Here is a 26,111-nt window from a genome sequence, read left to right as displayed (position 1 = left end):
TGCCCGCAAGGTTCGCGCTCGGGTTACGGGGTTTGTCGACAGCACATCCTGTGCTGACGACAAACTGGCCGGCATCCCTGCCGGCCACCCTGCGGGCTTTTCCTCCACCCGCCCGCCGCTGCAGAGGGGACCCCGGTAGAGCAGCGCGCTCCCAGCGCGCACTTTTCAGAAGAGCCAGATCAAGAGCGAGAGCGAAGCCACAGCTAAGCGACGCTTTGCTGTGGCTGTTGCTTTTCAGCTTCATCACCGAGTGCGGGCCAGGATGGCCCGCAGCTTTACCCGGGGCCCCTGTGCGGCGGTGAGCCGGGGTCGACAGGCCGCGCAGCGGGAGTCGACAGGGATGTCGGCTCCTTTTCGTCCGGACAGGAGTCCGGTCGAAAAGCCCGGCCCCGGCTCACGGACTTGCCGGGCAGGATGCCCGGCAAGCGCCAAGCGGGGTGTCGTTTTCTCTTGGGTACTTCTCTTTTGGACAAGCAAAAGAGAAGTACCTCGGCCTCCGCAGGAGGACGAAAGCTCTTGGGCTTTTTCTCCGGATGGTGAAAGGCGACTGTCGCGCACACCAGCCGCCACCCCTCAATCCGCGCGTTCGCGCACCGCTTCCATCGTCAGCGCGGCCAGCTGGCGCAGGCGGGTGCCGCCAGTATCGGCGAGCAGTTCCTTGAGGCGTTCGCCGGCGTCGTGCTGGTCGAGACTGCGGCGTTCGGCCAGCGACGCGGCGAGGGCGCGGCCCATCGAGTCGAAGATCAGCGCGTAGGCGAAGGCGTGCAGCACGCCGCCGCCCAGCGTGCCGAGGCCGGGGAAGGCTTTCATCGTGTTGCCGGCGACAGCCAGCACGATCGAGCTGCCGGTGCGCAGGGTGAGTCGGGCCTGCTGCACGAAATCCTCGATCTGCACGTCGCTGACTTTCACGCCATAGAGTTCGGCGAGCGCGCGGGTGAGGCCGGTGGCGAGCACGCCCTGGATCACCAGGTCGCTGCCCGGCGCCACCGCGGCCAGCGCGCCGACAATGGCGCGGCGGGCGTACTTGCGCACGATGCGCTCGGCTTCCTCCGCGCGGGTCTGCGCTTCCAGCGTGCCGGTGCGCTGGTGCAGGCCGGCCAGCACGGCGTTCTCGCGCAGGTCCTCCAGGCCTTCGGCGCCGGGCGCGGTGAGCCGTTCGAGGGCCTGCAGCAGCGGTTCGATCGCCGGCCTGCGCTGGCGTTCCACCGACTCGGTGCCGCCGTCGGCAAGCTGGCGTTGGTAGCGTTCGCCGCCGCCGGCACTGATCGCCAGCACCGCGCTGGCGATGCCTTGCGCATGCCGGCGCAGGCGTGCTAGCAACTGATCGCGTTCGGCATCGCTCCACTGGTCGGCCTTGTTCAGCACCAGCAGCAGCGGCTTGCCGAAGTCGGCCAGCCAGCGCAACTCGTCGGCCTGGCCGCGGTTGAGGTCGCCGGCGCACAGATAGATCACCGCGTGCGCGCGCAAAGCTTCCTCGCGCGCCAACGTTTCGTGCGCCTCGCCGCCGGCCTCGCGGCTACCGGGCACGTCAGCCAGCACCAGAGTGCGGCCATCCGGCAGGTGGCCATCGTAATGGCCCACGGCGCGGGTGGTGCCGCCGCGCACGTCGCTGGCCACCTGCGCATGCGGCGCCAACGCGCGAACCAGGCTGGACTTGCCGCTGGAGATCTCGCCGAACAGCGCGACGTAGACGCGCGCGCTGGCACGGCGGCGATCGAGCTCGCCCAGTTCGGCCGCCAGCGCGCCGGTGTCGGCGCCGCGTTCGCGCAGCTGGCCGATGCGCTGCTCCAGGCTGCCGCGATCGGGTGTCGGCGGCGGCCGGCGTCGCCGGCGCGGACGCAGCAGCCACCACAGCACGGCGAGGCCGGTCGCGGCGAAAACCAGCAGCACGCCGCCCAGCGTCCACTGCAGCCACGTCGGCAGATCCAGGAAACGCTGCGCCAGCGCCAGCGCGCGTTCGGCGGCGGCGAACAGCAGCCATAGCAGCGCGGCCACGGCCAACGCGGTGAGCAGCAATCGCAGGCGTCGGGACATCCGCGCATTCTAGCCAGCTTCCTGGCGCCGACCCTGCGCAGCCCTGTTCGCGCCCGCGACGTGGTTTTGGCACTATCGTGTGCCGGAATGGGGCTTCGGCCGAGGCCGGCGCAGACTCGCAGCGCCGGATCGGGGGGACTGATGGGGAACGGATCAAGGTTGTCCGCTTGGCTGCTGGGCGTGGTCCTGGGCGCGTTGTTCGTGTCCATGCCCGCTGCCCTGGCAGAACCCGTGGTGGCGGGCACACCGGCGGCGGCTCCGTTGCCGACGCCGCAGTTCCGCCGCTACGGGACGACGGACGGTTTGCCGAGCGGCGCGATCTACGCCGCGGCACAGGATCGCAACGGCCTGATGTGGTTTGGCTCGGCCGGTGGTCTGGTGCGCTTCGACGGGGTCGGTTTCAAGGTGTTTCGGCATGCGACAGATGACCCGAACTCCTTGCCTGCCAACCCCACGTATTCCCTTCTGATCGATCGCGACAACCGGGTCTGGACCGGTGGCATTTCGACCGGGCTGACTGCCTATGACCAGAAGAGCGAGCGCTTCCGGTTGTGGACGCACGACGACAAGCAGCCGGCCAGCCTGGCCAGCGACGAAGTCTGGGGCATGGCACAGACGGCCGACGGCACGTTGTGGGTGGCCACGGAGGGCGGCCTCGATCGCCTGCGACCGGATGGAGGCGGGTTCGACCACATACCGCTGGACGTTGGCGGTGGGAAACGCTCCGCCTCGTTCGGCCAGACGCGGGCGCTGTTTGCCGGGGCCGACGGTCGGCTGTGGATCGGTGCGGAAAGTGGCCTGTACCTGCGCGAGTCCGACGGCACGATGCACAAGGTGCCGGTGGATCCCTCGTTTGGCGGCGACCTGGGCAAGACCTGGCGCATCGACGGCGGGCACGGCGAGATCCGGGTGTCGCTGACCGGCGGTCTGCTGATCATCGGCGCCGATGGCGTGGCGCGGCCGCTGGCGAGCCGGCAGCTGTCATCGCAACGAATCATGAGCAGCACCCGCGACGCATCGGGCCGACTGTGGATAGCCACGGCCGAAGGTGTCTTTCTGGATCAGGTCGACGGGGATCATGCCGATGGACAGCTGCAGCGGATCGCTGCTCAACCGCTGTTGCAGGGTGGGCTGCCCAGTAGCAAGACGTGGCAGACGACTCTCGATGGCGAAGGTGGACTATGGATCACCTTCGAGCAATCCAGCATCGCCTACCTGCCGCCGGGATGGGGCGGGTTCTCCCGCTTTACCCACATTCCGGACGATGCCGACAGCCTGACCGGTATTGCGGCGTCGACGATTCTCATGGGCCGCGATGGCAGGTTGTGGCTGGGTGGCAACGATGGCTGGATCGACAAGCTGGATGCGGTGACCGGCCGGATACAGCATGTCGCGCAGGGCATCCAGGGGCAGATCGTGTCGCTGGCAGAGGATTCGCGTGGCCGCCTGTGGATCGACAACCCGCCCCAGCTCCATCTGCTCGACCGAGGCAAGCTCGCTTCGATCGATCTTGGCCATGCGCGAGTGACGCGACCCGTGCTGCTCTGTGCCGGCGACGCTGGACGGGTGTACGTCGCCTCATGGAATGAAGGCGTGTTCGTCGTCGACCCCGACAGCCTGGCCATTGCGCCGGTGGCGATGGAGCAGGGCAGCGACGGCATCCTGCGTCCCGATCAGATCACTTTCCATGCGGGCAGTCTCTGGTATGCGAGTGAGGGCGGTTTGCTGCGGCAGGATGAGAAGGACGGGAAACTGCGTTTCGTGCCGGGCATACCGCGGCAGGAGATCGTTGCTTTCGCCTTCGATGCGACCGGCTTCTGGCTGGCCACCAATGGCTCGGCGCTCGAACACTACCGGTATGCCGACGGACATGCCGTGCAAGATGACGGCATCGACCTCGACCACGAGGGGCTCAAGTCGGATCTGCGCGACTTGCGGGTGGATCGACAAGGCCGGTTATGGGTGTTTGCCAATCCGGGCCTGTGGCTGTTCGACCAACACACGCGCCGCTTCAAGTCGTTTGGTCCGGCGCATGGCCTGTCGAATGCAAATTTCGACGGCACCGCGACTGCCATGGCACCCGGCGGAATGATGTTTGTCGCCAGCAGCGGCGGTGTCGTGGCGTTCCAGCCCGAACGGTTGCTGCAGACGGAGAAGGCCGGCTCGTTGCCGGCGCTGTCGCTGGCGTATCTCAACGTGCAACGCGCCGGCGAAGTACGCGCCATCGCCCTCGACAGCAAGGTGGTGCAACTGGGTTGGCGCGATCGTGACCTGCGCGTGGGTGTACGGCTCGCTTCGTTCATCAACCCCGCGGTCAACCACTACCGCTTCCGGTTGAACGGGTTCGACAGCGGCTGGGTCGATGCGGGCAACCGCGCCGAGCGGGATTTTGCGGGGCTTGCTGCGGGCGATTACACGCTGGAAGTGCGGGCTGCCGGTGCCGATGATCGCTGGGTCGGGCTGGCCACGCCGATCAGCATCCATGTGCAGGCGCCGCCGTGGCTGCGCTGGTGGGCGTGGGCGATCTACGTGCTGCTCGCGGCCGCGCTGGCCGGGCTGGTGCTGCGCGGCTGGCGGCGGCGCATGGCGCAACGCCATCGCATGCAGCTGGTCGAGCAGCAGCGGCAGCTGGCCGAGGCGGCGAGCGCGGCGAAGACGCAGTTCCTGGCCACGCTGAGCCACGAGATCCGCACGCCGATGACCGGCGTGATGGGCATGGCCGAGTTGCTGCTGAGCACACCGCTGAACCGCCAGCAGCATGACTACACGCAGGCCATGCAGCGCTCCGGCGGGATGCTGCTGAAGCTGCTCAACGACGCGCTGGACCTGGCGCGGATCGAGGCCGGCAAACTGGAACTGGAGCCGGTGCCGTTCGAGCCGCGGCAACTGCTGGGGGACGTGGCGCAGCTGGAGCAGGGCCTGGCGCACGCCAAGGGCATCCGCTTCGTGCTGGAGCTGGCCGAGGAGCTGCCGGCCCAGCTGCTGGGCGACGCGGTGCGGATCAAGCAGATCCTGCTGAACCTGGCCAACAACGCCTTGAAGTTCACCGAGCACGGCAGCGTCATCTTGCGCGCGCAGCGGATCGAGGGCGGCCTGCAGTTCAGCATCAGCGACACCGGCCCGGGCATTCCCGAGGCCAGCCAAGCGCGCTTGTTCCAGCGCTTCGAGCAGGCCGAGAGTCCGCAGCGGCGCGCCGGCAGCGGGCTGGGGCTGGCGATCTGCCGCGAGCTGGTGGACATGATGGGCGGCAGCATCGAGCTGGAATCGCGGCTGGGTCACGGCAGCACGTTCCGCGTGCGGCTGCCGCTGAGCGCCCCGGCGGTGGCGCCGGCGCCGGTGGAGCGGCCGAGCGGGCGGAGCTACCGGCTGCTGCTGGTGGAGGACGACACCATCGTGGCGGCGGTGATCCGCGGCCTGCTGGAGCGCGAGGGCCATGCGGTGGTGCACGTGGTGAACGGGCTGGCCGCGCTGGCCGAGCTGGCGCATGCGCAGTTCGACGCGGTGCTCTTGGATCTGGACCTGCCGGGCGTGGACGGTTTCCAGATCGCGCGGCTGATCCGCCAGCGCGAGCACGCCGGGCTACGCCTGCCGATCGTGGCGGTGACCGCGCGCCAGGGCAGCGAGGACGAGGCGAAGGCGCGCGCGGCGGGCATGGACGGCTTCCTGCGCAAGCCGCTCAGCGGCGAACAGCTGGTGGCCGCGCTGGTGCGGGTGGTGGACGGCCCGATGATGCCAGCATGAGCGCCGGGACGGGCGCCCACCGACGTCCCGCGTCGGGAGCTTCGAACAGGCTCCAGCTCACATGTCGTACTTGTGCAGCTCGAAACCCAGCCGCTGGTACTCGCGCCAGCGCGTACGCGAGCCCGCGCGTTCGGCCGGGTCGGCGGCCACCACTTCCAGCACGCGCTGGTAGTGGCCGGCGGGGCAGCTCTCGCGCAGGTTGATCAGCAGCGGCCGGTCGGCGCTGTCCACGCCTGGCGGCGCGATCAGCACCGCGGTCTGCTCGTCGTCGTCATCACCGGCCAGCTGGTGCGGGATCATCGCGTCGTCGTCGAACGCCCACAGCAGCTCGTCCAGCGCCTCGGCCTGGGCAAAGTCGCGGGCCAGGATCAGCGTCGGCTGCTCGCCGGCGAATGCCTTCTTCGCCAGCTCGCAGACCAGCAGCAGCGGCTGCTCGCGGAAGCGCGGCTTGTCGATCAGGTAGAAGTCGGCGCGCATATCAGGATTCGGGATTCGGGATTCGGGATTCGACGGGGTGCGGGCTTCGGCTCTTACCAATCCCGAATCACGAATCCCGGTCCAACAGCCACTGCGCCAGCAGCGCCACCGGGCGGCCGGTGGCGAGGCCCTTGCGGCCTTCCTCCCAGGCAGTGCCGGCGATGTCCAGGTGGGCCCAGCGCTGGCCGTCGGTGAAGCGCGACAGGAAGCAGCCGGCGGTGATCGCGCCGGCGCTCTTGCCGCCGATGTTGGCGACGTCGGCGAAGCCGGAGTCGAGCTGCGCCTGGTAGTCGTCCCACAGCGGCAGGCGCCAGGCGCGGTCCAGCGTTTCCTCGCCGGCGGCGAGCAGTTCGGCGGCGAGGTCGTCGTGCTTGCTCATCAGGCCGCTGGCGTGCTTGCCCAGCGCGATCACGCAGGCGCCGGTGAGCGTGGCGGCGTCGACCAGCGCCTGCGGCTGGAAGGTCTGCACGGTATAGGTCAGCGCATCGCACAGGATCAGCCGGCCTTCGGCGTCGGTGTTGAGCACTTCGATGGTGAGGCCGGACAGGCTGGTCAGCACGTCGCTGGGGCGGTAGCTGTCGCCGCCGGGCATGTTCTCCACGCTGGGCACCACACAGACCAGGTTGAGCTTCAGGCCCATCTTCACCGCGGCGACGAACGCACCGAGCACGCCGGCGGCGCCGCCCATGTCGAACTTCATCTCCTCCATGCCGGCGCCGGGTTTCAGGCTGATGCCGCCGGAGTCGAAGGTGACGCCCTTGCCGACCAGCGCGTACGGCTTGTCGCCGTCGTTGCCGCCCTTGTACTCGAGTGCGATCAGCCGCGGCTTGTTGACCGAGCCGCGCGCCACCGCCAGCAGCGAGCCGAAGCCGAGCTTCTCCATCTCGACGTGGTCGAGCACGCTGCAGCTGACCTTGTCCTGCGCGTCGGCGAAGGCCTGGGCCTGCGCGGCGATGTACGCCGGGTTGCAGATGTTTGGCGGCAGGTTGGCCAGCTCGCGCGCGAAGCGCACGCCCTCGGCGATCGCCACGGCCTGGTCCAGGCCGGCTTGCGCGTCGGCGCTGGCGGCGAAGGTGAGCGCGGCCAGTTCGTTCTGCTTGCTCTTGTCGCGCGGCTTGAACGTGGCGGTGTAGCGGTAGGCGGCGTGGTCGCTGGCCAGTGCGGCGATGCGCACGCGCCAGGCAATGTCGCGGCCGGGCACGTCCACCTCGGTGAGATAGGACACCGCGTTCGCCACCGGCAGGCGGCCGAGCGCGCGCGTCGCTTCGATGTTCACCTTCTGGTAGCGCGCCGCGTCGAACGATTTCTGCGCGCCCAGGCCGACCACCAGCACGCGTTGCGCGGCGACGCCAGCAGGCGCGAACAGCACGGTGGTGGAACCAGCCTTGCCGCTGATGTCGCCGCTCTCCACCTGGCGCTTGATCGCGCCGCCGGCGGCACTGTCCAGCTGGGCCGCCGCGCTGGTCAGCACGCCCTGTTCGTACACGCCGATCAGCACGCAGGCGCTGTCGACGGTGGCGGGGGCGGCGGCGCCGAGGCTGAACTGGAGTGTCATCGGGGAGGTTCCTGCGTGGGCCCGGCGGCGGCCGGACAGGCTAGACTTGCGGTTTGCCGGCCGATCGGCCGGGCCGTTCAAGCGGACAAGTTTATCGCATGCTGAGCATCCTCGACCGCTACTTCCTGCGCGAGCTGGCGCAGACCGTGGCCGCCACCGTGGTGGTGCTGCTGGTGATCGTGGCCGGCAGCGCGTTCGCCAAGGTGCTGCAGCAGGTGGCCAACGGCAGCTTCCCGGCCAGCGTGATGTTCCAGGTGCTGGGCCTGCGCACGCTCGACGGCCTCACCAACATGCTGCCGCTGGCCAGCTTCGTCGGCGTGCTGCTCGGGCTGGGCCGGATGTACCGCGAGAGCGAGATGCACGTGCTGTCCTCGTCGGGCATGGGCCCGCGCGGGTTGCTGCGGCCGATACTGATGCTCGGCGGGCTGCTGGTGGCGCTCACCGCGCTGGTTTCGCTGGGACTGGGGCCGTGGGCGGTGCGCACCAGCGACGCGCTGGTGGCCGAGGCGAACCGTTCGGTGATCGCGGCCGGGCTCGACGCCGGGCGCTTCACCGAACTGCCAGGCAGGGGCGGCATCATCTTCGTCGACAGCCTGAGTCGCGACGGCAGCAAGCTGGGGCGCACTTTCGTGGCGAGTCAGAGCGAGGGCAAGGACGGCCCGCCGCACCTCAAGGTGGTCAGCGCGGCCAGCGGCGCGCTGTACCAGGAGAGCAACGGCGAAGGCCGCTTCATCGCGTTCAAGGACGGCTGGCAGTACGACATTCCGCTGGGTGCGAACAACTGGCGGCAGATGCAGTACCGGCGCAACGACACCTCGCTGTCCAGCGTGCAGGCCAACGACGACGATGACCCGGCGCATTCCAAGAGCAGCTGGACGCTGTTCCGCTCGGTCGACCCGACCGACCGCGCCGAATTCGCCTGGCGCGCCAACGCACCGCCGCTGACCTTCGTGCTGCTGCTGCTGGCGTTGCCGCTGTCGCGGCAGAGTCCGCGCGAACCGAAATACGGCCGCCTGCTGCTGGCGGTGGTCACCTTCTATCTCTATTACACGCTGCTGGCGCTGGGCCGTGCGCAGATCGGCAAGGGCCACTGGCATAGCGAGGCGCCGCTGTGGGCGCTGCACGCACTGGTGCTGGCGCTGGCGCTGTGGATGCTGTGGAAGCAGTATTCCCCGCGCAAGCTGCGCGGGTCGTCGTCGGGTGTGCCGGCATGACGGTATTCAACATCAAGCGGGTCGACCGGCTGGTGGCGCTGAGCGTGCTCGGCTCGATGCTGATGGTGTGGCTGGTGCTGACCGGCTTCGATGCGGTGACCCAGCTGCTGCGCCAGCTCGGCAACGTCGGCAAGCATGGCTACACGCTGAGCAATGCGGTGGCCTATGTGCTGGTGACCTTCCCGCGTCGCGCCTACGAGATGTTCGGCAATGCCGCGCTGATCGGCGGCCTGCTCGGCCTGGGCGGGCTGGCCAGCACCGGCGAGCTCACCGCGTTGCGCGCGGCTGGCATGTCGCGCCTGCGCATCGTCGGCTCGGCGGCGGGCGTGGTCGCGGTGCTGATCGTCGGCGTGGTGATCATGGGCGAGACGCTGGCGCCGTGGGGCGACCAGCAGGCGCAGGCGATGCAGTTGCGCGCGAAGACCGGCAGCCTCGGCATGGGCACCAGCAGCGGGCTGTGGGCGCGCGACGGCGCCGACGTGATCAACGCCCGCGGCACCTCGCTGAAGCAGCGCGACGGCGTCGGCGCGGTGCAGTTGAGCGACGTGCGCGTGTTCACTTTCGGTGCGGACGGCAAGCTCAGCCGCTTCGTATGGGGCAGGACTGCCGAGCACAACGGCAAGCAATGGGTGCTGCACGACGCGCGCGTCACCACGCTGGATGCGCAGGGCACGCACGCCAGCACCGCGGCCGCGCTGCCGTGGCAGTCCAGCCTCGATCCACAGGTGCTGGCGCAGTCGGTGATCCAGCCGCAGTACCTCTCCATGCGCGACCTGCGCCGCAACATGGACTATCTCGAAGGCAACGGCCAGAGCTCCGGCAGCTACGCGGTGGCGTTCTGGCGGCGTGCGCTGTATCCGCTCAACGTGCTGGTGCTGGTGCTGTGCGCGATGCCGTTCGCGTTCGGTTCGCTGCGTTCCGGCGGGCTGGGCAAGCGCATGTTCATCGGCATCCTGCTCGCGCTCGGCTGGTACTTCCTGCAGCAGGCGATGGTCAACTTCGGCACCGTGTACGGCATGCCGCCGCTGGTGGCGAACCTGCTGCCGGCGCTGATCCTGGTGGCCGCCGCCTGGTTGTACTTCCGCCGCCGCGTCTGAACAGCCGGGCTTGTCCGGCGCGCCCGATGCGGCCAAGCTGGCTGCCCTGGCCGGAATCGAGGAGTGCACCGTGGAATGGGTTGATCTGCGCAGCGATACGGTAACGCGCCCCACCGCCGCCATGCGCGAAGCGATGCTGGTGGCCGACGTCGGCGACGACGTCTACGGCGAGGACCCCACCGTCAACGCGCTGCAGCAGCGGCTGGCCGACGAGCTCGGCTTCGACGCCGGCCTGTTCGTGCCCAGCGGCACCCAGTCCAACCTGCTGGCGCTGATGAGCCACTGCGAGCGCGGCGACGAATACCTGGTCGGCGCGGACGCGCACACCTACAAGTTCGAGGGCGGCGGCGCGGCGGTGCTCGGTTCGATCCAGCCGCAGCCGATCGCGCAGGCGACCGACGGCAGCCTGCCGCTGGAGCGCATCGAAGCGGCGATCAAGCCGGTCGACCCCCACTTCGCGCGTACCCGCGTGCTGGCGCTGGAGAACACCTGGCATGGCCGCACGCTGCCGCTGGACTACCTGCAGTCGGCCCACGACACGGCACGTGCGCATGGACTTGGCCTGCACCTGGACGGCGCGCGGCTGTTCAACGCCGCGGTGGCCGGTGGCGTGCCGGCGCGCGAGATCGCGCGGCACTTCGACACGGTGTCGATATGCCTGTCGAAGGGCCTCGGCGCGCCGGTCGGTTCGGTACTGCTCGGTTCGCACGGGCTGATCGACAAGGCGCGCCGCTGGCGCAAGGTCGCCGGCGGCGGCTGGCGCCAGGCCGGCATGCTCGCCGCGGCGGGCCAGTACGCGCTGGACCACCATGTGGCGCGGCTGGCCGACGACCACCGCCGCGCCGCCTACCTGGCCGGTCGCCTGCGCGAGATCGCCGGCGTCGACCTGCTCGGCCAGTACACCAACATGGTGTTCGTCGACGTGCCCGCCGGCCGCCTGCGCGAATTGGACGTCCATCTGCGCGAGGCCCGCATCCGCATCAGCATCGGCTACCTGCCCACGCTGCGCCTGGTGACCCACCTGGACATCGACGACGACGGCATCGAGCGCACGGCCGCGGCCTTCGCGGCGTTCTTCGGGCACGGCTGAGCGGAGGCGCGGGTCGCCGCGGAACGAACCGGGGGGGACGGTGTCGAATCCGCGAGGTTCCGTTCGTCGCCTCCGGGCCAGCCCGGTCTGGCCAGTGAGGAATGGGTCACGCGCAAATTGACCTCCCACCTGTTCATCTCCCTCGATGGCGTCGTCGAGGCGCCGGACCGGTACTTCCGCGAGGATCTGTACCAGGATCTTTCGCTGTTCGACGACGAAACGGTGGCCGGGCAGGGGCGTCGCCCGCTGTCCCGGGAAGGCGAACCCATCCAGCTCGGCCTGCAGTCGGCGCGAACCATGCCGCGCGGGTTGCAGTATCCGGTGTTCCGGCTGCGTACCTGACCGCCGCCACGCGCCGTACCCGCTTCCCGTGGCGGCTGCCATCGAACGACCGGTTCAATACCGCAGACCGGGTGCATCATTTTGTCGATCGCCACCGTCGCGGGGATGGCGGGGTGCATGCGGCTCACCGCGCAGGGTGCATCCGCTGTACGGCGCGACCTGGCAACCCCGTTGCACTCCCGGCGGCGTTGAACCGGTGATGGCGCGCACCGGCCATGGGCCGTTGCCGGACGCGGTCCGGCTGTGTGCCCGCGAGGTTCCACTTACACTGTGCCGGCCGCACGGCAGCAGGGGGAGAAACGCATGCTCGCTCGAACACTCGGAATGCTGGGCCTGTGGTGGCTGCTGGCGGCGCCGCTGCCGGCACAGGAGGTGCCGTCGGCGCTGCGTGACTGGCAGGGCTGGGTGCTGCACGACGTGCCGCAGCACGATTGCCCGTGGCTTGCCAGCCAGGCGCCGAACGCCGGCGGCAACCGCCAATGCGCCTGGCCCGGTCGGCTGCTGCTGGCGGCGGATCGGGACGGTGGCCGCTTCGCATTGGACGTGCACGTAGACGCGCCGAGCTGGGTGGCGCTGCCCGGCGACACGCGGAGCTGGCCGCAGCAGGTCAGCGCGAACAGCCAACCGGCCACCGTGCTGCAGCGAGATGATCAGCCGATGGTGTGGCTGGCGCCCGGCGACTACCAACTGCGCGGAATGCTGCCGTGGGCATCGCGACCGGCGCGTCTGCGCGTGCCCGCGGCGATCGGGCTGGTGGCGCTGAGCGTCGATGGCGCGGCGGTGACGCGCATCGAGCGCAACGGCGAACAGCTCACCCTGGGCGAGGCTGCCGCCGCGCAGCGTGCTGCCGACGCACTGTCGCTGCGTGTTTACCGCCGCCTCGCCGACGGCTTGCCGGCCACGCTGGAAACCCGATTGCAGTTCAACGTCGCTGGTACTGCGCGCGAGCAGGCGTTCGGGCCGGTGTTGCCGCAGGGTTTCGTGGCCACCGCCCTGGCCGGCGAGCTGCCGGCGCGGCTGGAGAACGACGACCGGCTGCGCGTGCAGCTGCGGCCGGGCCAGTGGACGATCAGGCTGGAGGCGCGTAGCCTCGCGCCACTGGCGAAGGTGGCGCTGGGGCTGCCGGCCGCGCCCTGGCCGCGGCAGGAGATCTGGAGCTACGCCGACGATCCCGCGCTGCGCAGCACCCGCGTCGAAGGCCACGCCACCGACGCGGCGCAGGCCGGCGTGCCGGGCGAGTGGCGCGAGTTGCCGGCGTTCGTGCTGGACGAGGGCGCCGGCCTGGCGATCGAGCAGGGCGCGCGCGGCGACGAGGGTGGCAAGGGCGAGCAGCTGCACCTGCAACGCCAGCTGTGGCTGGATTTCGACGGCGCCGGCCTCAGCGTGGCCGACCGGCTCAGCGGCGAGCTGGGTCATCGCCAGCGTCTCGACGTGGCGGCACCCTGGCAATTGCAGCGGGCCAGCCAGGGCGGCGAGCCGCTGCTGGTCAGCCAGGGCGAGGGCGGTCGCAGCGGCGTCGAACTGCGCGAGCAGCGGATCGATCTCGACGCCGGCCTGCGCCTGCCCACGCGCCGCGGCGCGATCCCCAGCGCCGGCTGGCAACTGCCGCTGGAAAGCATCGACGCCACCTTGCATCTGCCGCGCGGCTACCGCCTGCTCGGCGCAACCGGGGTGGACCGCTCGCCCGATTCGTGGGTGGCGCGGTGGAGCCTGCTCGACCTGTTCGTGGTGGCGCTGATCGCGCTGCTGGCCGGGCGCCAGCTTGGCTGGCGGTGGGCGCTGCTGGCCGCCGGCTATCTCGTGCTGGCGCAGCACGAGGCCGCCGCGCCGCTGTGGACGCTGGCGGTGACGCTGGCGCTGGCCCTGCTGCTGCGCGCCCTGCCGGAAGGACGGTTGCGCATGGCCGCGCGTACTGGCGCGGTGGCCACCTTCGCGCTGGCGGTGCTGTGGACCCTGCCGTTCGCGGCGGCGCAGTTGCGCTACGCGCTGCATCCGCAGCTGGAAGGCGGAGGCCAGAGCCGGATTGTTTCGGCGGGATATGCCGAGCAGGCTGCACAGGAAGAGGTTTATGCGAAGGCACGGATGAAGCAGTCGGCGCCGGCGCCTGCACCCATGGCGCCGCCACCGGTCGGCGAAGTTTCCGCCGACGCGGCGATGCCTCTGCCGCCACCGCCACCGCCACCTGCGACGGCGATGCGAAACGATTCGAGCTTGTCGCTGGAGGCCGTCACCATCACAGGGTCAGCCGTGCAGAACCTCAGCAGCGTATCGACCCTTGCCCGCAACGCTGCCGACAACCGCGGCCCGACCCAGGCCGGCGCCGGCACGCCGCACTGGGACCAGGGCAACAATTATCGGCTCGGCTGGTCCGGCCCGGTGACCGCGCAGCAGAGTACGCATCTGGTGATCGCGCCGGCGTGGCTGGTGCGGCTGCTGCGGGTGGCGATGGTGGGGCTGCTGGCGCTGCTGCTGGCGAAACTGGTGCCGTTGCTGCTGACGCCGCTGCGCGGCCGCTGGCGCGACTGGCGCGGTGGCGGTGCGGCGAGCGCCGCCTTGCTGGCCATCGCACTGCTGCCTGCCGGGGCGCGCGCGCAGAACCTGCCCAGCCCGGATCTGCTGAACCAGCTGCGCAATCGACTCACCGAGGCGCCGAAGTGCGCACCGGCCTGCGCTGCCGTGGCGCAGGCACAACTGCAGGCGAGCGGCGATACGCTGGCCGTGGAGCTGGAAGCGCACATCGGCACGGCGGTCGCGGTGCCACTGCCACAGGCCGACGACGCGCTGCAGCTGCTCGACGTCGGCGTGGACGGCCATGCCAACGCGCCGCTGGGCCGCCGCAGCGACCAGCTGCTGCTGCGGCTGGAACGCGGCGTGCACCGGATCAGCCTGCGCTACCGCATCGGCATGGCCGACAGCGCCAGCCTGCGCTTTGCGCTGCACCCGCAGCACATCGCGTTCAGCGGCCAGGGCTGGTCGCTGGCCGGGGTCGATGACGGCCGCCTGCTCGGCGACAGCATCGCCTTGCAGCGCCTGCGCACGGCCAGCGACGGCAAGCAGCTGCCGCCCGCGCAGAGTTTCCCGCCGTACGTGCGGCTGACCCGCCGCCTGCAGCTGGGCGTGGACTGGACCGTCGAGAACACGGTCGAGCGCGTGGCCCCGCAGGACGGCGGCTTCAGCGTCGCGCTGCCGCTGCTGCCTGGCGAGCATCCGCTGGGCGATGGCGTGCTGGTGAAGGATGGCCGCATCGGCATCACCTTCAATGCGAACAGCAGCGAGGCGAGCTGGAGCAGCCGGCTCGACCATGCGACGGCCCTGGCGCTCGAGGCGCCGGCGCTGGGCGAGCGCGCGGAGGTGTGGGAAATCCATGCCGCGCCGATGTGGCACGTGGAGGCGAAAGGCGTGCCGACCAGCGCCAGCGACGACGGGCTGCTGTACCAGCCGCTGCCCGGCGAAAAACTGCAGCTGGCCTTCAGCCAGCCGGCGGCGATCGCCGGCGACAGCCTGGCGTTCGACGGCGTGCAGGTCACCAGCCGCGCCGGCGAGCGCGCCATCGAAACCTCGCTGGACCTGCGTGCACGCAGCACCCGCGGCGGCGAGCACGCGATTGGCCTGCCGGCCGGTGCCGAATTGCTCGATGCGCAGCGTGATGGCGAGCCGGTCAATCTGGCGCTGCGCGACGGCAAGCTCAGCCTGCCGCTGCTGCCCGGCGAACACGGCTACGCGCTGCGCCTGCGCGAGCCGTACGGTGTCGCCGCGCGCACGCGCACGCCATCGTTTGCGCTGCATGCGCCGGTAGCGAATATCGACCTCACGCTGCAGCTGCCGCAGGACCGCTGGGTACTGTGGACGTGGGGGCCGGCCAGCGGGCCGGCGGTGTTGTACTGGTCGCAACTGGTGGTGCTGCTGCTCGCGGCATGGCTGCTGGCACGCTACGCGCCCACGCCGTTGCGCTTCCGCCACTGGTTGCTGCTCGGGCTGGGTTTCTCCGCGTTCGCCTGGAGCGCCTACGCGCTGGTGGTGGCGTGGTTGATCCTGCTCGGCCTGCGCGCGCGCGGCACGCCATCGGAACGGCTGGGTGACACCGCGTTCAACCTGATGCAACTGGGTCTCGCGCTGCTCACCCTGCTGGCGCTGGTGGTGCTGGTCGGTGCGGTGCCGAAGGGCCTGCTCGGGCTGCCGGACATGCACGTGGCCGGCAATGCTTCCAGCGCGTGGAACCTGCGCTGGTTCGCCGACCAGAGCGCCGGCACGCTGCCGGTTGCCGGCGTATTCAGCGTCCCGCTGTGGGTGTACAAGCTGGCCATGCTGGCGTGGGCGCTGTGGCTGGCCTGGTCGCTGATCGACTGGCTGCGCTGGGCGTTCGAGGCGTGGACGCGTGGCGGCTACTGGCGCAAACGCGCGCCCAAGTCAGGCGCGCCGCCGCCGCAGCTGCCGCTCTCGACGACGGAGCCGCCGCATGCCTGACGTGCGCGCCATGCTGGCCGCCGCCGTGGTGCGTCTCGGCGAGCGCGCCGACGCCGAAGCGCTGCTGCTGCACGTGCTGCAGCAGCCACGCAGCTGGCTGTTCGCACACGCCGACGAGGTGCCGGATATGGACGTCCAGACGGCTTATGCCGCCCTGGTCGAACGCCGCGCCGCGGGCGAGCCAGTGGCCTATATCACCGGCCGGCGCGGCTTCTGGTCGCTGGAGCTGGAAGTGAATCCGGCCACGCTGATCCCGCGCCCGGAAACCGAACTGCTGGTGGAGCTGGCGCTGCAGCGCCTGCCGTCAGTCGCCGCCTGCAACGTGGCCGACCTCGGCACCGGCAGCGGCGCGGTCGCGCTGGCCATTGCGCGCGAGCGACCACGCGCCCGGGTGGTCGCCACCGACGCCAGCGCCGCCGCACTCGCCGTCGCCCAGCGCAATGCGCAACGCCTTGGCCTCGGCAACGTGGCCTTCGTGCACGGCGACTGGCTGGCCCCTCTGGCCGGCCAGCACTTCGACCTGATCGTCTCCAACCCCCCCTACATCGAGGCCGCCGACCCGCACCTGGCGCAAGGCGACCTGCGTTTCGAGCCGCCCGCGGCGCTTGCCTCCGGCCCCGACGGCCTCGATGCCATTCGCCGCATCGTGCGCGACGCCCGCGCCCACCTGCATCCCGACGCCTGGCTGCTGTTCGAGCACGGCTGGAACCAGGGCCTGGCGGCCCGCGTGCTGCTCGCCGAGGCCGGCTACGCCGACGTTTTCAGCGCCCTGGACCTGGAACAACGCGATCGCGTTTCCGGTGGGCGCAGGAGCGCGTAGGAGCCCGCTGGCGGGGTGGTGGGATCAGCCCGCGTTGGCCGCGACGGTGACCAGTTGCGGAAAGCGCGCGCGGATGGCGTGGCGGATGCCCGGCAGATCGAGGCCGGCCATGCTCAGCACTTCCTCGCGGCTGCCGTGCTCGAGGTAGGCATCCGGCAGACCCAGGTGCAGCATCGGCAGCACGATGCCGTGCGCGGTCAGGCATTCGGCCACGGCGGAGCCGGCGCCGCCGGCGATCGCGTTGTCTTCCAGCGTGACGAAGGCGTCGTGGGTCTTCGCCAGTTCCACGATCAGGGCTTCGTCCAGTGGCTTCACGAAGCGCATGTTGACCAGGGTGGCGCCGAGCTCGGCGGCGATCGTGGCGGCCGGCGCCAGCATGGCGCCGAAGCTGAGCAGGGCCAGGCCGTGGCCGCGCCGGCGCAGCTCGGCCTTGCCGATCGGCAGCGTGTCGAGTTGCCGGTGGATCGCGGCGCCGGGGCCGGTGCCGCGCGGGTAGCGGATGGCGGCGGGGCCGTGGTGGTGGAAGCCGGTGCTCAGCATCATGCGGCACTCGTTCTCGTCGGCCGGCGCCATGATGACCATGTTCGGCAGGCAGCGCAGGTAGGTCAGGTCGAAGCTGCCCGAATGGGTGGCGCCGTCCGGGCCGACCACGCCGGCGCGGTCGATGGCGAAGGTGACGTCGAGGTTCTGCAGCGCCACGTCGTGGATCGCCTGGTCATAGGCGCGCTGCAGGAAGGTGGAGTAGATCGCCACCACCGGCTTGGCCCCTTCGCAGGCCATGCCGGCGGCCAGCGTCACCGCGTGCTGTTCGGCGATCGCCACGTCGAAGTAGCGCTCGGGGTATTTCTTCGAGAATCGCACCAGGCCGGAACCCTCGCGCATCGCCGGGGTGATGCCGAGCAGGCGCTCGTCGGCGGCAGCCTGGTCGCATAGCCAGTCGCTGAAGATGTCGGTGTAGGTGGGCCTGGCCGGCGCGGGTTTCTTGACCACGCCGGCCTCGGGGTCGAACGGGCCGACCGCGTGGTACTCGATCTGCGCCTGCTCGGCCGGGGCATAGCCCTTGCCCTTGGTGGTGATCACGTGCAGCAGCTGCGGGCCGGGCAGGTTCTTCACCGTGCGCAGCGCCTGCAGCAGTTGCGGGATGTTGTGGCCGTCGATCGGGCCGGTGTAGTGGAAGCCCAGCTCCTCGAACAGCGTGGAGGGCACGAACATGCCCTTGGTGTGTTCTTCCCAGCGCTTGAACCAGCGGCCGGCGAAGGACTGCTTCGGGATCGCCCGCTTGGCCCGCTCGCGCACCGCATTGAGCCGCCGGCTGGCCATTGCGCGCGCCATCATCTTGGTCAGCGCACCGACGTTCTCGCTGATCGACATGCCGTTGTCGTTGAACACCACCAGCATGTCCGGCTCGATGTCGCCGCCGTGGTTGAGCGCCTCGAACGCCATGCCGGCGGTCATCGCGCCATCGCCGATCACCGCCACCACCTTGCGGTGGTCGCCCTTGCGCTGCGCGGCGACCGCCATGCCCAGCGCGGCCGAGATCGAGGTGGACGAATGGCCGACGCCGAAGGTGTCGTACTCGCTTTCCTCGCGCCGCGGGAACGGCGCCAGGCCGTCCTTCTTCTTGATCGTGGTGATGCGGTCGCGGCGCCCGGTGAGGATCTTGTGCGGGTAGCACTGGTGGCCGACGTCCCACACCAGGCGGTCGTGCGGGGTGTCGAATTCGTGGTGCAGCGCCACGGTGAGTTCCACCACGCCCAGGCCGGCGCCGAAGTGACCGCCGGAGCTGGCCACTGCCTCGATCAGGTACTGGCGCAGCTCGTCGGCGACGGCGGGCAGTTCCTCGTCGCTCACGCGGCGCAGGTCGGCCGGCGTCTCGATCGGCGCCAGGTGGGGGTAGTGGGAAAGGTCGTTCATCCGCGTATTGTTGGTCCAGCGGCGGGGTGGGGCAAGGGCGAAACCATGAAGAAGGCCTGTCCATGGCGGCTGAAGGCCCGCAAATCCGGCATGCGGCGACCGTCGCCCGCTCCGGGCCCATGCCCGGGCGGGTCGACGAGATCAATCGAAAGCCGCGGGAACACCGCAGCGCGCGCGTCGGCGCGTGTGCCTAGGAACGTGGGCGGTAGAAACCAAGCAGGCGAGGCAAAGCCGTTTTGAGCCAGCTTGCGTGACGGTTTGCCGGCCCATAGTGGTTCCATGGGCCAAAAATCGGCGCGGAAGGTGGCCAAAACGGCGCAGCCGCAGCCGCTTGTGTTTCTGCCGCCCACGCTCCTAGGCGGCTTCCACCAGCGGGCGGCGGTCGCGCGGCAGCCGGCTGACCAGGAACTCCATCTGGTCGGCCAGGATGTTGCGGTTGGAGAGGATCAGGTGTTCGACCCAGCTCGGCCGGTACGGTACCGCCAGCAGCGGCATGTTGGCCTCCTGCGGGGTGCGGTTGCTCTTCTTCAGGTTGCACGCGAGGCAGGCGCTGACCACGTTCTCCCATTCGTCCCTGCCGCGCTTGGAGATCGGCAGCACGTGGTCGCGGGTCAGTTCGGCGCGGGTGAAATGGTCGCCGCAGTACAGGCAGATGTGGCGGTCGCGCGCGAACAGGGCGGTGTTGGTCAGCGCCGGCGCCGGGTCGATCGCATGCTCGCGGCAGTGGCCGGTGCTGGCGATGATCGGGTGCAGGCGCAGCAGGCTCTGCGCGCCGAGCAGGCGGTTGTGGCCGCCATGCACGGTGAGGCAGGGGTCGCCCAGGGTCCAGGCGACCGCGTCACGGACATACAGGCAAACCGCCTCCTGCCAGCTGATCCAGTCGAGGATGCGGCCGGCGGCGTCCAGTGACAATACGCGGGTCGCATGGAGGTCGGCCCGACTTGGCACTTCCATCAGCATGTAAGTCGTCCTTCAGCCAGGGCGTCGAAAGAGCGTTTCGGCAATGCGGGAATGGTGGTCCGGGATCAGCATAGAACAATTCCATTGCAATTCGCATGCAAATGGTGCAGCGGCGCCACGTGGGGGCAGTCGCCGTGCTCGGCGGGCGCTGATATGATCGCCAGTCAACACAGACCTGACGCCGGGTTTGATAGGGGCGCTTGGTGGTGACCCGGCACGGCGTGGGCAGAGGTGGACAACGTGGCTGAAGTTCTTTTCTACGAGCAACCGGTACCGCTCAATCGCGTCGAGCACAAGGACCTGCGCATGAAGGCCGTGCCGAACGTGAAGTTCGCCATGAGTGCGCACTCCGTGCCGTTGACCGGCGTGGAGTTCGGCATCGCCGCGCGCGACCTGCTGATCGTGTTCGCCGGCACCAGCGTCGCCGACGCCGGCCCGGTGGCCCTGCTCGGCCTGCGCCAGAACGAAAATCTGTACGTCGACGTGAACGGCCAGTGGGCACCGGATACCTACGTTCCCGCCTTCGTGCGCCGCTACCCGTTCGTGCTGGCCGAGAAGCCGGCCGGGCAGGAAGGCGACGACTTCACCGTGTTCCTCGACGAACGCTACGAGGGCTTCAACACGAGCGAAGGCCAGCGCCTGTTCAAGGAAGACGGCACCGACAGCGAACTGCTGGCCAATGCCGTGGGTTTCCTCGGCGATTTCCAGCAGAACGTGGCGCGCACCAAGTGGTTCATGGAGCAGCTGAACAAGCATGACCTGCTGGAGCCGCGCACCGTGCAGCTGCAGAAGGAAGGCAAGGACGGCGGGCAGGGCAAGTCGATCAACCTCAATGGCATGTTCGTGGTCAACGAGGCCAAGCTGCGCGAGCTGGACGAGAAGACCGCCCAGGAGTTCCTGCGCGAAGGCATGCTGGGCTGGATCTACGCACACCTGCTGTCGCTGACCAACATCGACCGCCTGGCCCACCGGCTGGACCAGCGCGAGCAGGCAGAGGCGGCCGCCGGCACGCTCACGAACTGACCGTGCGGTTGCTGGTGTTCGCAAGGAAGCCGCCTCCGGGCGGCTTCTTTCGTTGGCGGACTCAACGCACCGGCTTGGCCAGCCGCAGCAGGTCCGGCAGGTAACCGGAGGCTTCGTACAGCGCGCGGGCACGCGCGTTGCCGGGGAACACCGCCAGCGTCACCAGCTGGCAATGGTGGTCGCGTGCCCATGCCTCGGCGTGCGCCAGCAGCGCCTTGCCGACCCCGCGATTCTCGTACGGCGGCGCCACCGCCATGTCGGAGATGTGGCAGTTGCCGCGTCCGGTAAAAAAATCCGCGGTGCGCTGCAGGTGGATGAAGCCGGCCCGTTCGCCGTCGGCGTCCTCGGCCACGAACAGGTAACTGTTCGCCGGTTGGTCCTCCAGGTGGCGCTGCAGGTCGTTGCGGATCCCCTCGATGCACTCGTGGCGACGCCGCCACGGCGGCAGCGTGAAATCGGCGAAGCGCGGCGCCTGCGCCAGAATGAAGTCGTCGTCCTCTTCTTCGGCCAGGCGGATCAGCAGGGACACCTCGGTCATGGGGATCGACTCGGCGGTTGGGTGACAGTGCCGTTTCTACACCTTGCCTGATGATGGCGGTAGCCCTCGGGTAGCTGGAAGCAGGCCGCCGGCAGGCCCGTGTATATTTTTGCGCAGCGCGGCAGGGCATCGGCCTCGCCTTGCCGAACGGCATCCACGCAGGGAACCCGTCCATGTCGACCACCCGCTGCATCCATCTCCGGCCCGCCGGCGAGCCCGTGCTGGCGCAGGGCATGCGCGCCATTCATGACGACCTGAAACTGCCGTCGGCATTCCCGCCGGAAGTCGAGGCCGCCGCGGCACGGGCGGCCGCAAACCCCCGCTGGCCGGAGCTGGATCGCAGCGACATCGCGCTGGTCACCATCGACCCGCCCGGCTCGCTGGATCTGGACCAGGCGCTGCACGTGGAGCGCACCGAGGGCGGCTATCGGGTGCACTACGCGATTGCCGACGTCGCCGCTTTCGTCAGCGCCGGCGACCCGGTCGACCTGGAGGCGAACCGGCGCGGCGAGACGTTGTACGGCGCCGATACGAAAATACCGCTGCACCCGAAGGTGTTGTCCGAGGATGCCGCCTCGCTGCTGCCCGATCAGTTGCGGCCGGCGCTGCTGTGGACGATCGAGCTGGACCGGACCGGCGAGAGCGTGGCCGTAGACGTGCGGCGGGCGAAGGTCAGGTCACGCGCGCGGCTCGACTACGCCGGCGTGCAGCAACGCATCGACGCGGGGGCAGCCGAGCCGATGTGGGCGGTGCTGCGCGAGGTCGGCGAGTTGCGCCGGCAGCGCGAGTTCGCCCGCGGCGGCGTCAGCCTGCCGCTGCCGGAGCAGGAGGTCAGCGTGGTCGATGGCCGCTGGAAGCTGGCGTTCCGCGCGCGCCTGCCGATCGAGGACTGGAACGAGCAGCTCTCGCTGCTGGTCGGCATGGCCGCCGCGGACCTGATGGTGCAGGCGAAGCTGGGCCTGCTGCGCACCCTGCCGCCGCCCGATCCGTACGCCATCGAGCGCCTGCGCGTCACCGCGCGGGTGCTGGGTATCGCGTGGCCGCCCGGGCTGGATTACCCCGGCTTCATCCGTTCGCTGGACCCGTCCAACGACGTCCATGTGGCGATGCTCACCGCCTGCACCACGGTGCTGCGCGGAGCCGGCTACACGGCGTTCGACGGCACGCTGCCGGCGCAGCCGATGCACTCGGCGCTGGCCGCGCAGTACACCCATGCCACCGCGCCGCTGCGCCGGCTGGTCGATCGCTACACCGGCGAGGTCTGTGTGGCGCTGTGCGCGAAGCAGCCGGTGCCGGCGTGGGCGCTGGCCGCGTTGCCGGGCCTGCCGGCCACCATGCAGGCTTCCGGCCACCGCGCCGGCCAGTACGAACGGGCGGTGCTGAACCTGGCCGAAGCCGCCGTGCTGGCGCCGCGCGTGGGCGAGGTCTTCGACGGCGCGATCGTCGAAGTCGCCGATGACGATCCGGGCAAGGGCACGGTCATCGTGCGCGACCCGGCGGTCGAGGCCAGCGTGTCAGGCACCGCGAGTCTTTCGCTCGGCGCCGACGTCAGGGTAAGCCTGGTCGAGGCCGATCCGATCAGGCGCGTGACGCGTTTCGAACTGGCGGGATGACCGCGGCGACTGCCGTTCAATCGCGTCGCGGATCGAAAGTTGGTCGCCGTGGTCTGAGCGCCTGACGCGCTGAGGTCAGGATTCGTGTGCGCGGATCGCGCGGGAGAAGTCATCGCCCGCCGCCGTGTTTCGCGCCCGTTCGGTGATGCGGCTGCGGCGGCGCAGCTCGTCGAGCGGCACGCTGCGATCCACCGCACCCACCTCGTGCAGGTAGCCCGGCAGGTAGCCGGTCAGCAGCAGGCGGATGTCCCACGGCAGTCCCGGCTCGATCTGCCGGGCCATGCGGTAGACGATCGTGGTGCAGTTCGAGGTGATCGTGTTGTAGAACGCCGGCCTGCCGGCGAGCGTGTTCGCCGCCTGCACATAGGAGAGGAACAGCCTGCGCATGGCCGCCTTGTCCATGCGCAGCGGATACAGGTAGTCGTCCTCGCCGCGCACGTTGGTGCGCACGCGGATGATGTCGTGTTCGTCGGCAGCCACCAGCACCGTCTCGAACTGCTTGAAGAAGCCGCCGATCGGCGAATACTGCTCGCCGCGCTGCCGCCGGATCTCCACCGAGAAGACCACGCGATTGCCGTCGTCGAAGCCGAACGAGAGCATCGCGTGGGCGATCGCCCGGCTGCCCCAGTACGACAGCACCGCGTCGGCCGAGGCGAGGTGGTCCAGGTCGTAGTGGCGGGTTTCCCAGCGCGCGTCGTAGTCGTCGTCGCTGCGCCAGTCGAAATCGCGCACATTGTCGAGGGTGACTTCGCTGCCGCTCACCGTGCCGGTGAACTGGCGCGCCACGTCGTCGGCCCAGACCCGCGTGCCGGACGGTGCGATGCCCGCCCACCACAGCAGCAGCAGCGCGTACATCGCCGTGTAGACACCCAGCGGAAGCCAGCTGCGGCGGACCATGGCGACGGCGGCCAGGGCGATCACGGCCAGCGCCCACAGCGTGCCGCCGAGCGTGCGCACGGTGGCGTTGCCGGGCAGTTGGTACCACAGCGCCATGGCGCCCCACGCACCGGAGACGAAGCTGGCGAGCGACACCGCCGCGAAGAGCGCCACCCTGCCGATCATCCCGCGCTTCTTGGCCATCTCGTTCCCGGACATCCGTCCATGCCGCAAGCCTGCCGCTTTGACTGCACCATGGCAACACCGGAATCCCGATGCGGCGGCTACAATCGCCGCACCGTCAGGTTCGGGATGAGATACCGATGGGATCGCCGCAGATGAAGGCCGGAATCCGCGCCTGGGCAGTGCGCTGCATCGTCGTCATCGGGCTGCTCGGCCTCAACGCCTGCGCGATGGTCGGGGTGAGCCACGTCAACACCAACGACTACGTCAGCCAGCGGCGTGCCGACGTGATCGTTGCCGGCCGGCCGAGCGACCGCACCGTGCAGTCGCTCAACGTGGTCGCGCTGACGCCCGACGGCTGCCGGCGCGAGTTCGCCGCCTGCACCGACACCGTCGCTCACGCGGCGGGGCTGACCGACGAGCAGCGGCTCTCCGCGCTGGCCGAGCTGTGGTTGGGCCGGGCGCTCAGGGCGGAGCGGTCGCAGTCCGGCGCGATGATGGACGATGCGACGCTGGACGCCTTCCTGCAATCCGCACGCTACGCCTATGCGTATCTCTTCTACACCGCGCGTTCGCCTACCGAGCGCACGTTCGAATTGCGTCAGGTACAGGTGACGTGGTTCTACAACCTGGCCGTGCAGCGCGCGATGAGTCGCTTCTTCCTGGAGCTGCCGCATCTGGACCCGCGCTGGACGCAGGCCACGCTGGCCGGCTGGAGCATGCTGCGCTCGCAGAGCGACGTGCGTCTGCCTGGCGGCACGCACCTGCCGGCGGAGCTGATCCCCGCCGCGAACCTGCGCTTCGAAGGCCTGCGCAATATCTATCGACGCGACGGCTTCGGCTCCAACTTCGTGGCCGTGGCGCCGGCGGAAGCGGCCGACGCCGAGGTGCCGTGGCGCGAACCCGATTACGTGCCGATCACCGGCGCGCTGGAATTCGAGGGCAGCACGCTGGATGCCGTGCTGGCGACGCGGCAGGTGCGCCTGCTGGTGCGCGACCCGTACCACGACAACACCGTCACGGTGGGCGGCCGGGTGGTGCCGCTGGGCGCGAATTTCACCGCACCCTACGGCGTATGGCTGGCCCGTTCGGGCTTCGCCAGCCAGTCGATCCGCTCGCTGCTGGGCCGCGAGGGCGGCATCAAGACGCCGCGCATACTGCTGATGCAGCCTTACGACCCGGACCGGCTCACCGTGGTGATGCTGCACGGCCTGGCGAGCAGCCCGGAAGCGTGGATCAACGTGGCCAACGAGGTGATGGGCGACGAGAAACTGCGCCGCAACTACCAGGTGTGGGAGGTCTATTACCCGACCAACCTGCCGGTGGCGGTGAACCTGGCCAACATCCGCAAGGCGCTGGACGCCACGCTGCAACATTACGATCCATCCGGCCAGGCGCGCGCCTCGAACAACATGGTGCTGATCGGCCACAGCATGGGCGGCGTGATCGCGCGCCTACTGGTGTCCTCCAGCGGCGACCAGTTGTGGAGCCTGTTCCCGGAACGCGCCAACCTGTCGGCAAGGAAGCGGCAGCGGCTGCACCAGCGGCTGGCGCCTTATCTGCAGTTCACCCCGATGCCGCAAGTGACCCGCGCGGTGTTCCTGGCCGCGCCGCATCGCGGCACGCCGTACGCCCAGCACCGCCTCGCGCGCTGGGTCGGCAACCTGATCCGGCTGCCGGTGGCCGTATTGAAGGAAATGGCGGAAATCGGCAACCTGCTGGAATCCGACGATTCGGGCGAGGCCCGGCCGCTGTACATGCCCAACAGCATCGACAACCTCCGCGACAACGACCCGTTCATCGTCGCCGCCGCCAACCTGCCGATCTCGCCGCAGGTGCACTACCACACCATCGTCGGTGTGTATAAATCGAAAGGCGCGCTGCAGGACAGCAGCGACGGCGTGGTGCCGTACGAGAGCGCCCATCTGGACGGCGCCGATTCCGAACTGGCCATTCCCTCCTGGCACAGCGTGCAGGAGACGCCGGCGGCGATCGTGGAGCTGCGCCGGATCCTGCGGCTGCAGCTGGCGACGTTGCAGCAGGCGAAGTGACCGCAGGCATCGGCAGCATCTGTTTTTCACGCCACGGCGCGACAATGGCTGGGTATAGCAACACGGCACGCAGCGGCGTTCGCCGTTCCGGGGCCGGGAGAAAGCCATGATGCAGCGGA

17 protein-coding genes are annotated in these 26,111 nt (G+C 69.7%); 10 read left to right on the top strand and 7 right to left on the bottom strand.

The annotated features are described in order from the left end of the window. Window positions 1–573 precede the first annotated feature (573 nt). A complete protein-coding gene (locus tag LRK53_RS16140) occupies window positions 574–2,034 on the bottom strand; it encodes a GTPase (protein WP_027493429.1) in 1,461 nt (486 codons plus the stop codon). Between the two features lie 159 nt (window positions 2,035–2,193). On the opposite strand from LRK53_RS16140, the gene LRK53_RS16135 reads away from it, so the two are divergent. Then, complete coding sequence (locus tag LRK53_RS16135; RefSeq protein WP_027493428.1) at window positions 2,194–5,775, top strand: hybrid sensor histidine kinase/response regulator; 3,582 nt, start codon at window positions 2,194–2,196, stop codon at window positions 5,773–5,775. A 57-nt stretch (window positions 5,776–5,832) separates the two neighbouring features. On the opposite strand, the gene LRK53_RS16130 is transcribed toward LRK53_RS16135, so the two are convergent. After that, complete coding sequence (locus tag LRK53_RS16130; protein ID WP_027493427.1) at window positions 5,833–6,252, bottom strand: DNA polymerase III subunit chi; 420 nt, start codon at window positions 6,250–6,252, stop codon at window positions 5,833–5,835. Between the two features lie 67 nt (window positions 6,253–6,319). Continuing rightward, entirely contained in the window at window positions 6,320–7,807 is a 1,488-nt protein-coding gene (locus LRK53_RS16125) for a leucyl aminopeptidase (RefSeq protein ID WP_027493426.1), read from the bottom strand. Window positions 7,808–7,905: 98 nt separating this feature from the next. Here LRK53_RS16125 and lptF point away from each other — a divergent pair, with 98 nt between their 5' ends. The 6 genes from lptF to prmC all read left to right on the top strand — a co-directional run bounded on the left by lptF (window position 7,906) and on the right by prmC (window position 16,834). Continuing rightward, window positions 7,906–9,021, top strand: coding sequence for an LPS export ABC transporter permease LptF (gene lptF / locus LRK53_RS16120; protein ID WP_027493425.1), 1,116 nt, complete (start codon window positions 7,906–7,908; stop codon window positions 9,019–9,021). Next, window positions 9,018–10,118, top strand: a complete 1,101-nt coding sequence (gene lptG / locus LRK53_RS16115) for an LPS export ABC transporter permease LptG (protein WP_027493424.1) — start codon at window positions 9,018–9,020, stop codon at window positions 10,116–10,118. The genes lptF and lptG overlap by 4 nt, the downstream gene beginning before the upstream one ends. Before the next feature lie 70 nt (window positions 10,119–10,188). Beyond that, complete coding sequence (gene ltaE, locus LRK53_RS16110) at window positions 10,189–11,208, top strand: low-specificity L-threonine aldolase (protein ID WP_027493423.1); 1,020 nt, start codon at window positions 10,189–10,191, stop codon at window positions 11,206–11,208. A gap of 117 nt (window positions 11,209–11,325) precedes the next feature. Then, window positions 11,326–11,550: a hypothetical protein gene (locus tag LRK53_RS16105; protein ID WP_027493422.1), complete on the top strand. Its 225-nt coding sequence runs from the start codon at window positions 11,326–11,328 to the stop codon at window positions 11,548–11,550. Window positions 11,551–11,853: 303 nt separating this feature from the next. Beyond that, the gene (locus tag LRK53_RS16100; protein ID WP_027493421.1) at window positions 11,854–16,014 is read left to right on the top strand and encodes a hypothetical protein; all 4,161 of its coding nucleotides are present in this window, start codon (window positions 11,854–11,856) and stop codon (window positions 16,012–16,014) included. After that, on the top strand, window positions 16,007–16,834 hold the full coding sequence (prmC, locus tag LRK53_RS16095) for a peptide chain release factor N(5)-glutamine methyltransferase (RefSeq protein WP_027493420.1): 828 nt from the start codon (window positions 16,007–16,009) through the stop codon (window positions 16,832–16,834). Before LRK53_RS16100 ends, prmC begins: the two co-directional genes overlap by 8 nt. A 24-nt stretch (window positions 16,835–16,858) precedes the next feature. On the opposite strand, the gene dxs is transcribed toward prmC, so the two are convergent. Together dxs and LRK53_RS16085 are read right to left on the bottom strand one after the other, a co-directional pair. Further along, on the bottom strand, window positions 16,859–18,748 hold the full coding sequence (gene dxs / locus LRK53_RS16090) for a 1-deoxy-D-xylulose-5-phosphate synthase (RefSeq protein WP_027493419.1): 1,890 nt from the start codon (window positions 18,746–18,748) through the stop codon (window positions 16,859–16,861). A 354-nt stretch (window positions 18,749–19,102) separates the two neighbouring features. Further along, on the bottom strand, window positions 19,103–19,708 hold the full coding sequence (locus LRK53_RS16085) for an HNH endonuclease (RefSeq protein WP_027493418.1): 606 nt from the start codon (window positions 19,706–19,708) through the stop codon (window positions 19,103–19,105). A gap of 231 nt (window positions 19,709–19,939) precedes the next feature. Between LRK53_RS16085 and LRK53_RS16080 the strand changes: the two genes are divergently transcribed. Then, window positions 19,940–20,731, top strand: coding sequence for a SapC family protein (locus LRK53_RS16080; protein ID WP_027493417.1), 792 nt, complete (start codon window positions 19,940–19,942; stop codon window positions 20,729–20,731). 61 nt (window positions 20,732–20,792) lie between these two features. Here the strand turns inward: LRK53_RS16080 and LRK53_RS16075 are convergent, their stop codons facing one another. Further along, a complete protein-coding gene (locus LRK53_RS16075; protein ID WP_027493416.1) occupies window positions 20,793–21,269 on the bottom strand; it encodes a GNAT family N-acetyltransferase in 477 nt (158 codons plus the stop codon). A 173-nt stretch (window positions 21,270–21,442) separates the two neighbouring features. Here LRK53_RS16075 and LRK53_RS16070 point away from each other — a divergent pair, with 173 nt between their 5' ends. Then, the gene (locus tag LRK53_RS16070) at window positions 21,443–22,882 is read left to right on the top strand and encodes an RNB domain-containing ribonuclease (RefSeq protein ID WP_027493415.1); all 1,440 of its coding nucleotides are present in this window, start codon (window positions 21,443–21,445) and stop codon (window positions 22,880–22,882) included. Window positions 22,883–22,957: 75 nt separating this feature from the next. Here the strand turns inward: LRK53_RS16070 and LRK53_RS16065 are convergent, their stop codons facing one another. Then, the gene (locus tag LRK53_RS16065; RefSeq protein WP_027493414.1) at window positions 22,958–23,962 is read right to left on the bottom strand and encodes an Lnb N-terminal periplasmic domain-containing protein; all 1,005 of its coding nucleotides are present in this window, start codon (window positions 23,960–23,962) and stop codon (window positions 22,958–22,960) included. 134 nt (window positions 23,963–24,096) lie between these two features. Between LRK53_RS16065 and LRK53_RS16060 the strand changes: the two genes are divergently transcribed. Further along, window positions 24,097–25,992, top strand: coding sequence for an esterase/lipase family protein (locus LRK53_RS16060; RefSeq protein ID WP_235642387.1), 1,896 nt, complete (start codon window positions 24,097–24,099; stop codon window positions 25,990–25,992). Window positions 25,993–26,111 lie beyond the last annotated feature (119 nt).

Source organism: Rhodanobacter thiooxydans (assembly GCF_021545845.1).
GTDB lineage: Bacteria > Pseudomonadota > Gammaproteobacteria > Xanthomonadales > Rhodanobacteraceae > Rhodanobacter.
This window is presented reverse-complemented; position numbering and strand designations above follow the sequence as displayed.